The 14,757-nt window shown below is 33.0% G+C and carries 13 protein-coding genes; 9 read left to right on the plus strand and 4 right to left on the minus strand.

Features of this window, described 5'->3' with window-relative positions:
- Positions 1–53: 53 nt before the first annotated feature.
- From EOD40_RS05030 to EOD40_RS05045, 4 genes are all read right to left on the minus strand, one after another.
- On the minus strand, positions 54–2,465 hold the full coding sequence (locus tag EOD40_RS05030; RefSeq protein ID WP_128193802.1) for a GAF domain-containing sensor histidine kinase: 2,412 nt from the start codon (positions 2,463–2,465) through the stop codon (positions 54–56).
- Positions 2,466–2,861: 396 nt separating this feature from the next.
- The gene (locus EOD40_RS05035) at positions 2,862–3,218 is read right to left on the minus strand and encodes a bleomycin resistance protein (RefSeq protein ID WP_128193803.1); all 357 of its coding nucleotides are present in this window, start codon (positions 3,216–3,218) and stop codon (positions 2,862–2,864) included.
- Between the two features lie 39 nt (positions 3,219–3,257).
- Positions 3,258–4,658, minus strand: coding sequence for an alpha/beta hydrolase family protein (locus EOD40_RS05040; protein WP_128193804.1), 1,401 nt, complete (start codon positions 4,656–4,658; stop codon positions 3,258–3,260).
- A 15-nt stretch (positions 4,659–4,673) separates the two neighbouring features.
- Positions 4,674–5,192 (minus strand): hypothetical protein, encoded by a 519-nt coding sequence (locus EOD40_RS05045; protein ID WP_128193805.1) that lies wholly within the window; start codon positions 5,190–5,192, stop codon positions 4,674–4,676.
- A gap of 364 nt (positions 5,193–5,556) precedes the next feature.
- On the opposite strand from EOD40_RS05045, the gene EOD40_RS05050 reads away from it, so the two are divergent.
- From EOD40_RS05050 to EOD40_RS05090, 9 genes are all read left to right on the plus strand, one after another.
- Entirely contained in the window at positions 5,557–6,882 is a 1,326-nt protein-coding gene (locus EOD40_RS05050) for a trigger factor (RefSeq protein ID WP_128193806.1), read from the plus strand.
- 342 nt (positions 6,883–7,224) lie between these two features.
- Positions 7,225–7,899, plus strand: coding sequence for an ATP-dependent Clp endopeptidase proteolytic subunit ClpP (gene clpP, locus EOD40_RS05055; protein ID WP_128193807.1), 675 nt, complete (start codon positions 7,225–7,227; stop codon positions 7,897–7,899).
- A 78-nt stretch (positions 7,900–7,977) separates the two neighbouring features.
- Positions 7,978–9,210: an ATP-dependent Clp protease ATP-binding subunit ClpX gene (clpX, locus tag EOD40_RS05060; RefSeq protein WP_128193808.1), complete on the plus strand. Its 1,233-nt coding sequence runs from the start codon at positions 7,978–7,980 to the stop codon at positions 9,208–9,210.
- A 140-nt stretch (positions 9,211–9,350) separates the two neighbouring features.
- A complete protein-coding gene (locus EOD40_RS05065) occupies positions 9,351–11,252 on the plus strand; it encodes an NHL repeat-containing protein (protein WP_128193809.1) in 1,902 nt (633 codons plus the stop codon).
- 238 nt (positions 11,253–11,490) lie between these two features.
- A complete protein-coding gene (serB, locus tag EOD40_RS05070; RefSeq protein ID WP_128193810.1) occupies positions 11,491–12,729 on the plus strand; it encodes a phosphoserine phosphatase SerB in 1,239 nt (412 codons plus the stop codon).
- A 112-nt stretch (positions 12,730–12,841) separates the two neighbouring features.
- Positions 12,842–13,243 carry an SRPBCC domain-containing protein gene (locus EOD40_RS05075; protein WP_128193811.1) on the plus strand — a complete coding sequence of 134 codons (402 nt, stop codon included), beginning with the start codon at positions 12,842–12,844 and terminating at the stop codon, positions 13,241–13,243.
- 21 nt (positions 13,244–13,264) lie between these two features.
- Entirely contained in the window at positions 13,265–13,672 is a 408-nt protein-coding gene (locus EOD40_RS05080; protein ID WP_128193812.1) for a VOC family protein, read from the plus strand.
- A gap of 93 nt (positions 13,673–13,765) precedes the next feature.
- Entirely contained in the window at positions 13,766–14,200 is a 435-nt protein-coding gene (locus EOD40_RS05085; protein WP_128193813.1) for a VOC family protein, read from the plus strand.
- 2 nt (positions 14,201–14,202) lie between these two features.
- On the plus strand, positions 14,203–14,733 hold the full coding sequence (locus tag EOD40_RS05090) for an SRPBCC family protein (RefSeq protein ID WP_128193814.1): 531 nt from the start codon (positions 14,203–14,205) through the stop codon (positions 14,731–14,733).
- Positions 14,734–14,757: the final 24 nt, after the last annotated feature.

A 14,757-nucleotide genomic window follows, 5' to 3' on the forward strand; every position in this document is an offset into this window, starting at 1 on the left:
ATGAGGATGTTTAAAAAGAAAAAGTAGTATTGTTTTTAATAACGGATGTAATATCAATTTTCTTCATATTCTAAATATATTTTAAAAGTAGAGCCAATATTTATTTCGCTGTTGACTTCAATTTTACCATTCATGGATTCAATTTGGTTTTTGGTAATAAATAACCCAATACCCCTGGAATCAGCATGATTATGAAATGTTTTATACATTCCAAAAAGCTTCTTTTCGTGTTTTTTTAAATCGATTCCTAAGCCGTTGTCAATAAATTTTAAAATAATATATTTATCGGTTTTTTTCGCTTTTATTTTTAAGTAACTATTTCTTTCTTCAGAGCTGTATTTAATAGCATTCGAAATTAGATTCATAATGATGCTATCTAAGTAAGCTGGAATTGCTTTGACAGTAGTGTCTTGATTGACTTCGTTTGTAATAGTTATGTTTTGTTTATGAGCCTGAATCATTAGACTGCTAATATTATTTTCAATAACAGGCTTTAACAAAATGGTTTCCAGTTTTGCTTTAGCAGATAAATTAATTTGAACTACTTCGGTTAAATGTTTTATCGTTTCTGAAAGGTTGATAGAGGATTTTTTTAGATAATCAAAATAGTCAGTTTGGCTAAAATCCGGAAATTCTGATGCTATCAATTCAATTAGGGAACTGATACCTCCAGAATGCGAGCGTAAATTATGCGAAACGATATAAGCAAAGTTTTTTAGTCTTTCATTTTGAGATTCGGCAATTTCAAGCAGTGTTAGGATTTCTCTTTCTACTTGTTTCATTTGGGTAATATCAGTGGCTATTCCAAGAAATCCGGTAATTTCACCTTTTTGTTTAATGGCTGACATAGAAAGTAAAACAGGAAAAGTACTGCCGTCTTTTCGTTTGTAAGTCCATTCTTTGGTTTCTGATTTTCCCTTTCGTACGTTATTTACAAAGATGTTAAGACCTTCTATTTGTTCGCCTGTTTCTTCAAAATGCTTTTGACCGGCCTTTATCATTTCCTCGGGAAGGTGAATGAATTGAGGTGTTTCTTTATCAATAAGGTCGTTGGCATTATATCCTAGTAATAGTTCGGCGCCTTCATTAAAAGTTTTAATAATTCCTCTGGTATCCGTCCCAATAATGGCCACTTGAGTGCTGGCATGCATTATGGCTTCATTATAAGCAATCGTATTTTCTAATTGGATCTCGGTATTTTTCAGCGATGTAATATCTACAAATTGGGATATGAAATAGAGGATTTCTCCTTTGTTATTTTTGACTATGGAAACCGCAAGAATGATATAAACTAATTGTCCGTTTTTATGAAAATATCGTTTTTCTGTAGTATAACTGTCCCGCTTGCCTTGAATCAGTTGTTTTAGTAAGTATAAATCAGTTGTTACATCTTCAGGATGGGTTATTTTTTTAAAGGTCAGGTTCAAAAAATCTTTTTCTTCGTATCCTAAAATGGAACAAAGTTTTTTGTTTACTTTAATCCATTGTCCTTTATGGTTCAACAACGCCATGCCGACAGCTGCATTTTCAAAATTTCCTCTGAAAGCTTCTTCGTTTATGCGCAGTTGTTCCTCGGTTTTTTTCTTTTCTGTAATATCTTGGAAAGTTCCTATGAGTTTGATGATTTTATCATTTTCTATCCATGCTTTTCCAGAAGAACGCACCCATTTGAAGTTATTTTTTGCGGTAATAAAACGACATTCTACATCAAAATCTTCTCCTGTTGCGATGGCGTTTTCAATGGCATTTATAATGATATGTCTATCATCAGGATGGTAAAATTCAATTGCTTTTGATTTGTCGTAAATTAAATTATTAGGTACTTCATGAATGTGGTACACTTGGTCTGTCCAAAAGGTATTACCCGTTGTTAAGTCTAATTCCCAAGCACCAATATTATTTATTTTTTGGCTTTCATTGAATAATGCTGAAATTTTATTTAAGCTGTTATTTTGTTCTTTTAGCTCAAATGTTTTTTTACGAAGTTCCAAAAGGTTGATGACTTGACTGGCTAGCATCTTTAAAGATGTAATTTGTTTTTCAGTTAGTGTTTTTGGGGAATCATCTATTACACAAATTGTCCCTAGCGGAAAACCATTTTCAGTTACCAAAGGCATTCCTGCATAAAAGCTTACTTTTGGATGTCCTGTTACTAAAGGATTGTCGTGAAAACGTTCGTCTATAGTCGCGTCTTCAATAATGAAAATGTCTTTTGGGTGATTGATGGTGTGTGCACAAAATGCTATTTCTTTTGGCGTTTCACGTTCTTTTAAACCATGATGGGATAAAAACCATTGTTTGTCATTCGTAACTAAGCTGATTAAGGAGATTTTGGTATCGCAAATTTGTGCCGCCATTTGTGTCAAAAAATCATAATCTTCCCCTTCTAGTTCTCCTATTATTTTATAAGAATCCAGTTCTGCAAGTCTTTCTTTTTCATTTTTGGGTATGATTGGCGTTTTCATTTTTTGTAAATCGGTTAGAATGGGGTTTGGTTGTGTAATAGTAAAGACTATACGGTGAATAGGTTTTTATTTACAAATATGCGATTTAATATAAGAACGTAAAATTTATTTTGCTGATACAGAGGAAACAAATGTAACACAGAATTGACATGATTGGTTGATTTTTAAAAATAAATCAGCTTGCATACAGAAGTTAAACGAGTTGATTGTAATTTTAGTATTCTTTTGAATAAGAAAACGTTAGTTTGTAAGTTGATTCTTTTTTCAGGTTTCAATGGGGTAGTTGGGCAATTCTATTCCAAACATTAATTTTGTCTAAGCTTATTCCAATTGATGCTAAATAAAGGTTTAAAAAGTATTTAATTCTTTTTATTGAACTAGCACAAGCTTTTACTTTTATAATGTTTGCCCAAAGGTCAGCAAGTTGTTATCAGGATCAAGTAATGAAAATTCTTTTTGATCCCAAGGTTTTATTGCTAAATGTCCGTTTGGATGAATGGGTACTTTGTTGTTTAATAAGGATTGGTACAATTGGTCAATATCATCTGTCCGGATGTAAACCTGACCGTAGTTTTCTTTCGGGTCAAGTTCTTTAAACTCAAAAAAATGAATTTGGATATGGTCTTTTTGCACCATAAGATAGCCGTCAAAATCAGCGCTGCCAAATTCCTGAAAGCCTAGTTTATTGATGTAATAATCCCGGGTTAGTCCTTTGTCCCGCATGGGTAACTTTGGATGAATGTCTGTAAGCATGTTTTTTTAGATTTTATTTTAATACTATTCTCGTTTTTTTTACTTCGTCTGAGTTTTTATCCACTTTAGAATTTCTATTAAAGTAGTAGGGGAGAAAGTTTGTTCAATTGTAGCGTATTCCTGTGGAGAACCCGTTTTACATTCTTGAAATAAATGGTTTAAGTTGGGAAGTTCTATTGCAGTTACATTTTTATTTCCACCTTTTGATAATGCTTCTTTTATTGCTGCTAAATTCTCTTTTGGAGGTACTTGCAAATCTTTTTCACCATTAAGAGCTAATACGGCGCATTTGACTTTTTCTAAGGTTGGTGCAGGGTTGTACTTGATGAAATAATGCATCCAAGGAGTTGCGATTTGTTTAAGTTGTAGTTTTATAAAATCATCATCGCTCATTTCTGCTGGTTTTTCACCGTTAGAATTGTCTTTTAAAGTTTGTTTAATGTAATTCGTTAAATCTATTTGCAATTGCTCAAGGCTCGCCGATTTGTTTACAATGTCAAAAACTTTTCTATTGGACAATTTGTTTTTTTGTAAGTCCTCATCACTAACTCCTGATGCTTTTCCTATTAATTGTTGTTGTAATAAAAGCAATTGGTCGCCTTGAATTCCTGTTCCAGCTAACAAAACAATAAAAGCAACATCTTTTGATTTACGGGCAACCATAGGTGCAATTATTCCACCTTCACTGTGACCAATTAAACCAATTTTACTTTTATTAATTTCCTTTCTGGTTTTTAAATATTCAATTCCGGCTTCAACGTCTGTGGAGAAATCCAGGCTTGTAGCGGTTTTAAAATTGCCTTTGGATGCTGCAACTCCTCTGTCGTCATAGCGCAAAACGGCAATTCCGTTTTTTGTTAAATAGTCTGATAATACAAGGAATGGTTTGTGACCTAATAGTTCCTCGTCTCTGTTTTGAGGTCCGCTACCACTAATTAAAATTACAACTGGGAAAACGCCGTCTTTTTTTGGTAATGTCAGCGTGCCGGCTAAATTGATTCCTGCTTTTTTATTTTCGAAAATAATGTATTCTGAATAATAGGAATATGGTTTTGTAGGTTCTTGTGGTCGAATAAGTGCTTCTTTTTCCGCTTTTTCTTTTGACAAATTCATAGGGAAACTTTGCCCGGCTTGTTTAAAATTACCCACAATGATATTGTCTTTTCCTAATGTTCCTTCGTATTCAATTTTTAAGTTTGCTACGGTGATTTTTAATACCGAATTTTCAAAACTGCTTGTGCTTACCGGAATTCCTTTAGCTCCCTGATCTGGACTGTCCATAGTTGCGCCGATTCCATTAGCTGTTTTTTGGATATCAAATACAAGCCTTAATTGTGCCCCCGGGACTTTTAAAATTCCATTCCATTGTCCTGCAATTTCTTGTCCAAAGAAGCTTAGTGAAATTAAACTGGTTAATATTGTGAGGATTATTTTTTTCATTTGTTGTTGATAATTTTAGTTTTTCAATTCAATTTTTCCATCAAATTCTTTTGATTGGGTATAAAATCTAATTCCTAAAATTTTCCAATCGATTGAACCTGAAATATGATATTCATATAAATTATTGTGAACTTTATTTAGAAATACAGTAGAGGGTTTCCATTCGGTTCCCATTTCGATTCCTGTCCTACTTACGTAAGCGGTTAGTAATTTAATTTCATTATTATTTTCACTATATTTAATTAACATTTGAAAATCTGTTAATAGATTTTGCTCAAGTTTCTTCTCATTAAGATGTTCGTTCCCTTCAAATTTTTCAGATTCTATTTTCTGGGATACGTTTTGTAAATCAAAGGTTTTAATTTTGTTATTTTCATCTTTTGAATTCACTTTAAAGGATAAAAGACCCAAAACCAAAACAAGTGCTGCTATTCCTCCTAAATTTTCACGAATAACTTTAACTGCTTTGAAGCAAATAATTATGAAATAAATTAGGATGGCAAAATTGAGTATTCCCCAGATTAGTTCAAGCATAATGATGTTTTTTTTGAATAACTAGTATTTTTAATCCAAATATATTCATTTTTTCTTACAAAATATTTAAATCAATTTCAATAACAAGGTGTTGTCTCTAAACACAAAGTTGCGTGAAGGATGGCAGTGAAAATCCTTTTATGGAGCGTAGCGGAATAAAAGATTATAACGAACAGCCTGAACCGGAGTTGCGAGGAGGAACGACGAAGCAATCTCGGAGGGACACGCCCAAATAAATAGGTGGAAATAAGTTGGACTTTAGCATCTTGAACTCCTTGAAATTCAATAAATAAAAAAGCTTGGTTGGCTTGTGAAAATTTTATAATTTTGCCAGCCAATTTTATTATGTAAATTAAAGAAGAAGATGGATATTAAAAGAGTAGCAATTGATGCTGTAACTGAAACCATTGTAATGACTGTGGTACACATGGATTACAAAGGACAAGTAGCCAAAAGAATCAACGAAAAAATGCCTTTGGCGCAAGTAAAAGGATTTAGAAAAGGGGCTGTGCCTAAAGATTTAGTTGAAAAACAATACGGTAGAGAGATTAAAAAAGAAGAAGTTAAGAAAGTTGTTGACTTGGCTTTAGAGCGTTATATTCAATCTGAAAGATTAAATCTTCTTGGAACTCCACTTGCTAAAGTAAACGAAGAATTAGATTGGTCTGCTGAAGAATTGACTTTTGAATTCGAAATTGGTTTAGTGCCAAACTTCGAATTAGACTTAGATGCTAAAAACGATATCGTAAAATATGTAGTTACTGCTGATGATAAATTAATCGATGGTCAGGTAGCTCGTATCCAAAAACAATTTGGTACTGCAATTCCTCAGGAAGTTGTTGAAGCTACTTCTGACATCAAAGGAATTTTTACTAACGAGGCTGAAGGAATTGGTAACACAACTACTATTTCATTAGATATTTTCAAAGACAAAGCTACTGCTGATAAATTCATCGGTAAAAAAGTGGGTGATGTTGTTACTGTAAACACTAGCGGTTTATTTGAAGACGATCACCAATTGATGGATTACTTAAAAGTAGGTCATGATAACGTTCACGGTTTAGCAATTGATGTAGATTTCGTTATCGAAGCTATCAGTGTTTCTGAGCCAGCTGAATTGAACCAAGAATTGTTCGACAAATTGTTCGGAGAAGGAAAAGTAGCTTCATTGGAAGATTTGAAAGGAAAAATCAAAGAAGATGCTGAATCTCAATTTGCTCAACAAGCGGACCAAAAATTATTAGGTGACGTTACTGAGTTTTTAATCGAAAACACAAAATTCGACTTGCCTTCTGAATTTCTTAAAAAATGGTTGCAAACTGTAGGAGAGAAAAAATTAACTCCAGAAGAAGCTGAAGTAGAATATGCACGTTCTGAAAAAGGATTGCGTTTCCAATTAATCGAAGGAAAAGCATTGGCTCAAAATGATATCAAAATCACTTTTGAAGACTTAAAAACTTTTACAGCTAAAAACATCAGAGTTCAAATGGCTCAATTCGGGCAAACAAATCCTACTGACGAAGAAGTTCAAGGAATTGTAGCTAGAGTTTTATCTAACCAAGACGAAGTAAAAAGACTTTCTGATCAGGTAGTTGCTGAAAAATTATTGGAATTGTTCAAAGAAAAAGCAAACCCAACAACTAAAGAAGTGACTTACGAAGAATTTATTGCTGCTTCTTACGGAGAATAAATAATTTCGTGAATAGCTGTAGGCATTAGCCAAAAGTTAAAAAAATAGTTATATTTGAGCGTCAGAAGTTTTTTTTGACGCTCTTTTGTTTTAAATTGTTTCAGGAGCAAAATCCAGCTATACGCTACAAGTTTTTTCATCCGTTTCAGTTTTTTAAAATTCTTGAAAGAGCTTCCTCCGGTCGCTTTACAAGAATAAAAAAACTAAAAAACGGATTTCAAAAAGCTTTTCGCTACTATCTGGGCTAAAAAACAAGACATAATGGCATTATTTGTAAAGAGGTATAACCTTTGTACAAGTACAACAGAACGAGATATAACGTAAAACTTAGAACAAATAAATATGAACTACGGTAAAGAATTTAAAAAGTTTGCTACAAAGCACCAAGGAGTAAACGCCATGTATTACGATAAAATCGTAAACGCCATGACACCTACTAATATGACTCCGTATATTATTGAAGAACGTCAATTAAACATTTCGCAATTAGACGTTTTCTCAAGGCTGATGATGGACAGAATCATTTTTCTGGGAACAGGAATTGATGACCAAATTGCAAACATCGTTCAGGCACAATTACTTTTCTTAGAAAGTGCTGATGCTTCTAAGGATATTCAGATTTATTTGAACTCTCCGGGAGGAAGTGTTTACGCAGGATTAGGAATTTATGACACCATGCAATACATCAAACCAGATGTAGCAACAATTTGTACAGGAATGGCAGCTTCTATGGGAGCAGTATTGTTATGTGCAGGTGCGGCAGGAAAACGTTCGGCTTTACCACATTCACGAGTAATGATTCACCAACCGTCAGGAGGAGCTCAAGGAGTTGCTTCGGATATGGAAATCAATTTACGCGAAATGTTGAAACTGAAAGATGAGTTATATAAAATTATATCTCACCATTCAGGACAAGAATTTGATAAAGTATATGCTGATAGTGAACGTGATTACTGGATGATTGCTGAAGAAGCAAAACAGTACGGAATGATTGATGAGGTTTTAATAAGAGGATAAATAAAAAGTTAGAGGTTAGAAGTTAGAGGTACGAATATGGACTTCTAACTTCTAATTTCTAACTTCTAAGTTAAAAAGATGGCAAAAGAAGTATTAGAATGTTCGTTTTGTGGAAGGAAAAAGCCAGAAACCAATTTATTGATTGCTGGAATTAATGCGCACATTTGCGACAGATGTATCGAACAAGCTCACGGAATTGTTCTGGAAGAATTGAAATCAAGCGGAAGTTCAAAATTAGTTGGTGATTTGATTTTGCAAAAACCAAAAGAAATTAGAGCTTTCTTGGATCAATATGTAATCGGACAAGACCAGACTAAAAAAGTAATGTCGGTGGCGGTTTATAATCACTACAAACGTTTAATGCAACAGCAACTGGATGATGAGGTAGAGATTGAAAAAAGTAACATCATCATGGTGGGACAAACAGGAACTGGAAAAACATTGGTTGCAAAAACCATTGCTAAAATGTTAGATGTTCCTTTGGCTATCGTGGATGCGACAGTTTTAACTGAAGCAGGTTATGTAGGAGAAGATGTTGAAACTATTTTGACACGTCTTTTACAGGCTGCAGATTATGATGTGGCTAAAGCTGAACGCGGAATCGTGTTTATTGACGAAATAGATAAAATTGCCCGTAAAAGCGATAATCCATCCATAACTCGCGACGTTTCAGGAGAAGGAGTGCAACAAGCCTTATTGAAATTATTAGAAGGAACGGTTGTAAACGTACCACCAAAAGGAGGGCGTAAACATCCGGACCAAAAATTTGTGGAAGTAAACACCCAAAACATTTTGTTTATTGCCGGTGGTGCTTTTGATGGAGTAGAAAGAATTATCTCTAAACGTTTGAACCGTCAGGCTGTGGGTTATTCTACGTCAAAAAATGAAGACAATATTGATAAGGAAAATCTATTGCAATACATCATTCCAAAAGACATCAAAGATTTTGGATTGATTCCAGAGATTATTGGTCGTTTACCGGTGTTAACACACATGGATCCTTTGGATAGAGCAACTTTGAGATCAATTTTGACTCAGCCTAAAAATGCTTTAATCAAGCAATACCAAAAGTTATTCTTAATGGATGATGTGGAATTCACTATCACTAATGAAGCTTTGGATTTTATTGTCGATAAAGCATTGGAGTACAAATTAGGAGCTCGTGGATTGCGTTCGCTTTGCGAGGCTATCTTAACCGATGCGATGTATGAATTACCAAGTTCTGATGATAAAATATTAGAAATTGATGTGGATTATGCTAAGGAAACATTGAATAAAAATTTATTGAAGCGTTTGGAAATTGCTTCTTAAAAAGATTCCTTTTTTATTACAATACTTAAAACCTGTTCATTAGTTTGAGCAGGTTTTTTTTTATAATTGATTTTAATTTGCATAAGAAAATATTTATACATTTGAAGTATTTCACAATCATTAATAAATAAGATAAATTTATGTTACAAAAGATTTCAATACCTATACTGATTTTTGTAATCGCTAGTTGTTCATCTGTTAAAAAGAATACAATAACTAATAATGATAACAAATTAAAATCTATTGGAAAAGTTGAATCGGTCAGTACAAAGCCAATTAAGACAACTCAAATTGTAAATTATTCAGGAATACCCGGGATTAAAGATACTTACTTTAATAATGCTTCAAGTGCTATTAATTATAATGGAACTATTTTAATAACTGATACGGGTAATAATCTTATTAGACAAATCAAAGACAATAAGATTACGACATATGCAGGTAATGGTCAAAAAGAGAATATAGCAGGACAATATACCAAAGCTTCATTAAATAATCCGGAAAACATCATTGTTGATAGTAAAAATAATATTTATGTTTCCACAGATTATGATCAAATTTTTAAAATTGACACTCTGGGTAATGTTAGTCATTTTGCTGGGAAATATTCTAAGAGTGGATATGATGTCGCAGTAGACGGTCAAAAAGAGACGGCTATGTTTAAATTTATTTCAGCTTTAGTTGTAGATAAAAAAGATGAAATATATGTTGCAGATAAAAATAAAATCAGAAAAATTGGGTCTGATGGAAAAGTAACTACTGTTACCGGGAAAGATATAAGTGGAGATCAGCAAGGACAAGCTGGTGAAGCTTTGTTTAATCAAATTTCTGATATAGCTTTAAATAATGAAAATGAACTTTTTATTGTTGATCAAGTAAATAGGAAAATTAAAAAATTAGGTCTAGATGGAATGGTTACAACTTTTATACCTAATGGAATAATTAAATGGCCGTCATCAATTGCGTTAACTAGCAAAGGATATGTTTTAGTATTTGATAGTTCTGATAAAATATTGTATGCGTTTGATAAACAAGGTAGATTAAGAAAAGCTTTAAAGAGTGATGGTTTGAGTTCTCAGGACTTTTCATTTCATGTCAAAATTACTGTAGATGATAATAATAATATTATAGTTCCATCTAAAGATTTTGTAAATATCATTGATAAAGATGCACAGATAATTCAAATTGGTGAAGATAATGGTAGTCGTAGAAATGGGATTATAAATAAAGCAACATTTAGTTATCCTTATGATGGGGTTTTTGATACTAGTGGCAATCTTTATGTTATCGATAAAGGAAATTTGGTGATTCGAAAAATTTCATCAGACGGAATGGTAAGTACTTTTTCCGGAAATGGAAAATATGGTAACAAAATAGGAATGCCACAAAATACAAGTTTTACAAATACTGAAGCCATAACAATCGACAATTTGGGAAATCTCTATGTTATAGATGGAGATTTTAAAAATGTACAGATAAAAAAAATTGATATAAATGGACAATGTTCAATTTTTATTGATCCCCAAAGTAAAAATTTAGATTATAAAAGATGGAATGATTTGGTTTTTGATTCTGAAAATAACCTATATGTTTCAGATAATTATGCAAATAAAATTTTCAAATTTGATGCTTGGGGTAAAGAAATTCAGTTTAATTTATCGGTAGCATTGAATGGTCCAGCAGGACTTGCAGTTGATAAAAATGACAATCTGTTTATTTGTGATTCTAACACAAATAGAATTTTGAAAGTTTCAAAAAATAATGATGTGAAATTAATAGCTCCTAACGGAATTATATTAGATGAACCAGAGAATATTACAATTGATGCTTCAGGGAATATCTATGTCACTGATAGAAAAAGAACCCGAATTATAAAGATAGATCAAAATTTGGATGCGGAGATTTTTCTTGAAGACTCTTCTTTAGGCAAAGACAAAAACCATAATTTAAGTGAGTATACTAATACATTAAAAATAGAGTCATTTAAGGATGATATTTATGTGTTTGATAAGTATGATAACCAGATTTTTAAATTGAAATAATTAGCTGTCGTTACAAAGCGTATTTTTTATATGTAAAATTTATTGAAGCGTTTAGAGATTACTTCTTAATTTTTTTGATTTATAAAATTTCAAACCCGTCTCGTTTTTTAGAACGAGACGGGTTTTTTTATGCGGATTATTTCTTTAAAATTATCTCTTTGTAAAAAACAAACAATATTCTTTTATATCAGCAATAGATTGTCGATTTTTGTCGCTTCTAAATCAATATAGATTAAAAATGGAAATTGAGGATAAAGAGATTATTTTATTAAAAGTTTCTGGTCAGGATAAACCAGGGGTAACTGCTGGTTTAACATCAGTGTTGGCAACGTATAATGCCATTGTTTTAGACATTGGACAAGCCGATATTCACGATACACTTTCTTTAGGGATTTTGTTCGAAATCGAAGCAGGTTCTTCTTCAGCGCCGGTTTTAAAAGACTTGTTGTTTAAAGCCTATGAATTGGGAATCAAAGTAAAGTTTATTCCAATTACCATTGCCGATTACGAAAAATGGGTAAAAGCCCAATCTAAACAACGTTACATCATTAATATTTTAGGCGAAACATTAGCTGCGGTACAACTGGCTGCGGTGACTAAAATAATGTCCGACCAAAATTTAAATATTGATTCCATAAAAAGATTAACTGGAAGAACTTCGATTGTAGAAACAGAAGTATATCCTCGTTCTTGTGTACAATTGTCCGTTTCTGGAGAAATTGTAGATAAAACTGTTATGACGGCTAGTTTTATGGAAATTTCCAGAACCTTAGATGTTGATATTTCTTTTCAGGAAGACAACATTTACAGAAGAAACCGTCGTTTGGTATGTTTCGATATGGATTCTACTTTGATTCAAACCGAAGTAATTGATGAATTGGCCGAATTGGCTGGTGTTGGTGAGCAGGTAAGAGCTATTACCGAATCGGCGATGAATGGTGAGATTGATTTTAGCGAAAGCTTTAAGAAACGTATGGCTTTGTTAGAAGGCTTAAGTGAAGATGTATTGCACAATGTGGCTATCAATTTGCCAATAACAAAAGGAGCACACCGTTTGATGAAAGCCTTGAAGTATTACGGATATAAAACGGCTATTTTATCTGGAGGTTTTACTTATTTTGGAAATTATTTGCAAAAAGAATTAGGTATTGATTATGTTCATGCCAATGAATTGGAAATTAAAGACGGTAAGTTAACAGGGAATTATATTGGCGAAATTGTTGACGGTCAAAAGAAAGCCGAATATTTGAAAGCTATTGCTGAGAAAGAAGGCATTCACATCAATCAAACTATTGCTGTGGGTGACGGAGCAAACGATTTACCAATGATTAATTTAGCCGGATTAGGAATTGCTTTCCATGCTAAACCTACGGTAAAAGAAAGTGCTGCCACTTCTATTTCGAGTTTGGGTCTTGATGGTGTTTTGTATCTTTTAGGTTACCACGATAGACACATCGATATGATGGACGAAATTTAAATAACAAAATAATAACGTTTAAGAAACCTTAGTTCTCATTTTGAACTAAGGTTTTTTTTATGAATGTAAATTTAAAATCGTATTTTTATAAAACGGACTTAAATAGAGCATAATGATAACAGTACAAACTAAAATTCAAGCTCCCATAGAAAAGGTTTGGAGTTTGTGGACATCACCTGAGCATATTACAAGCTGGAACGCAGCTTCAGAAGATTGGCATACCCCTTATGCAGAAAATGATCTGAAAGTAGGAGGGAAATTCAAATATACTATGGCTTCCAAAGATGGAACAATGAGTTTTGACTTTGTAGGTACTTATTCGGCTATTCTGGACAAAAAATTAATTGCTTATTTTATCGAAGACGGCAGGATGGTCATTGTTGTTTTTGAGGAGCAGGAAGATGGATTTGAAATAAGGGAATATTTCGAGCCGGAATCAGTAAATTCAGAAGAATTACAACATCAGGGATGGCAGGCTATATTAGATAATTTCAAAAAGTACGTTGAAAACTAATCCGATTTAAATTCAATAAAGATGACTAAACAGATATGGCTTAATCTTCCGGTAAAAGATATTAAGCAATCTAAGCTATTTTTTTCTAAACTTGGTTTTTCTTTTAACGAACAACATGATACCGAATATTCCACTTGTTTGTTAGTTGGGGAAAGTAATTTTGTGATCATGCTTTTTGAAGAGATGATGTTTCAGGAGTTTATAAAAAATAAAATTACGGATACACAGCAAAGTTCAGAAGTATTAATTTCGATAGATGCTGAAAGTTGGGAAGAAGTAGATGCAATCGCTCATAAAGTTGAGGAAGCAGGAGGAATAGTCTTTTCAAAACCGGCCTTGAGTCAGGGTTGGATGTATGGCTGTGGTTTTTCTGATTTAGATGGTCATCGATGGGGAGTGTTGTATATGGATTTTAGTAAGTTGTCTTAATACTTACAGATATAAAACACTACATTTTTAAAGGCATTAGCGATAGTAAAAGAACTTTCAAAAGAATAAATCAATCAAACTTAAAATATAATTATGGCAACAATCAATCCTTATTTAATTTTTAATGGCAACTGTGAAGCAGCCTTTTTGTTTTACAAATCAGTTTTTGGTGGGGAATTTCCATACATCGGAAAGTTCAAAGATATGCCTGCAGGAGACAATACTCCTGAATTATCTGAAGAGGAAGGAAACAGAATCATGCACGTTTGCCTGCCTATTGGTCAGGCTGTTTTGATGGGAAGCGATAGTAATTCGGCTAGTGGTGATGTGGTTTTTGGCAGTAATGTTTCTATTTCTATCAATGTGGAAAGCAAAGACGAAGCCGATAGAATTTTTAACGGACTTTCAGTAGGAGGAAATGCTTATATGCCGATGGCTGATACTTTTTGGGGTGCTTATTTTGGAATGTTTACCGATAAATTTGGAATCAACTGGATGGTGAATTTTGATAAAAACGAAAAACAATAAGCATGAGAATCATTAAAAAAATAATATTTGTATTTCTGGCCTTAGTAGCTTTACTTTTAATTGTGGCTTTGTTTATTCCAAATGATTATACGGTTTCGGTTTCAACCACTATTAATAAGCCGCAGTCAGAGGTTTTTGATTATGTAAAGATGATTAAAAATCAAGAGAAATACAGTGTTTGGGTAATGCAGGATACTAATGTCGTTATGGATTACCAAGGCACCGACGGTACAGTAGGATTTAAGGCTTCATGGAATAGTAAGGATGACAATGTGGGCGAAGGTTCGCAGCAAATTACGGCTGTTTCTGATGAACGAATTGACGTTGATTTGCATTTTGAAAGACCAATGAAAGGCGATGATAAGGCAGCTACAATTGTAGAGGCTGTTTCAGGAAATCAAACGAAAGTTACCAATGAATTCTATGGTCATGCCGCTTATCCGATGAATTTAATGTCTATTATAGGGAAGAAATTTATCACCGATGCACAAACTCAAAATTTGGCTAATTTGAAGAAGATTTTGGAAGAATGATTCTTTTTGTAAAATATATAGTTA

The organism is Flavobacterium sufflavum (assembly GCF_004016525.1).
GTDB classification, from domain to species: Bacteria; Bacteroidota; Bacteroidia; order Flavobacteriales; family Flavobacteriaceae; genus Flavobacterium; species Flavobacterium sufflavum.

Bases quoted from the DNA above. Each gene is read 5' to 3' on its own strand.
- EOD40_RS05030 (WP_128193802.1), bottom strand. From the start codon at position 2,465: ATGAAAACGCCAATCATACCCAAAAATGAAAAAGAAAGACTTGCAGAA.
- EOD40_RS05035 (WP_128193803.1), bottom strand. From the start codon at position 3,218: ATGCTTACAGACATTCATCCAAAGTTACCCATGCGGGACAAAGGACTA.
- EOD40_RS05040 (WP_128193804.1), bottom strand. From the start codon at position 4,658: ATGAAAAAAATAATCCTCACAATATTAACCAGTTTAATTTCACTAAGC.
- EOD40_RS05045 (WP_128193805.1), bottom strand. From the start codon at position 5,192: ATGCTTGAACTAATCTGGGGAATACTCAATTTTGCCATCCTAATTTAT.
- EOD40_RS05050 (WP_128193806.1), top strand. From the start codon at position 5,557: ATGGATATTAAAAGAGTAGCAATTGATGCTGTAACTGAAACCATTGTA.
- clpP (WP_128193807.1), top strand. From the start codon at position 7,225: ATGAACTACGGTAAAGAATTTAAAAAGTTTGCTACAAAGCACCAAGGA.
- clpX (WP_128193808.1), top strand. From the start codon at position 7,978: ATGGCAAAAGAAGTATTAGAATGTTCGTTTTGTGGAAGGAAAAAGCCA.
- EOD40_RS05065 (WP_128193809.1), top strand. From the start codon at position 9,351: ATGTTACAAAAGATTTCAATACCTATACTGATTTTTGTAATCGCTAGT.
- serB (WP_128193810.1), top strand. From the start codon at position 11,491: ATGGAAATTGAGGATAAAGAGATTATTTTATTAAAAGTTTCTGGTCAG.
- EOD40_RS05075 (WP_128193811.1), top strand. From the start codon at position 12,842: ATGATAACAGTACAAACTAAAATTCAAGCTCCCATAGAAAAGGTTTGG.
- EOD40_RS05080 (WP_128193812.1), top strand. From the start codon at position 13,265: ATGACTAAACAGATATGGCTTAATCTTCCGGTAAAAGATATTAAGCAA.
- EOD40_RS05085 (WP_128193813.1), top strand. From the start codon at position 13,766: ATGGCAACAATCAATCCTTATTTAATTTTTAATGGCAACTGTGAAGCA.
- EOD40_RS05090 (WP_128193814.1), top strand. From the start codon at position 14,203: ATGAGAATCATTAAAAAAATAATATTTGTATTTCTGGCCTTAGTAGCT.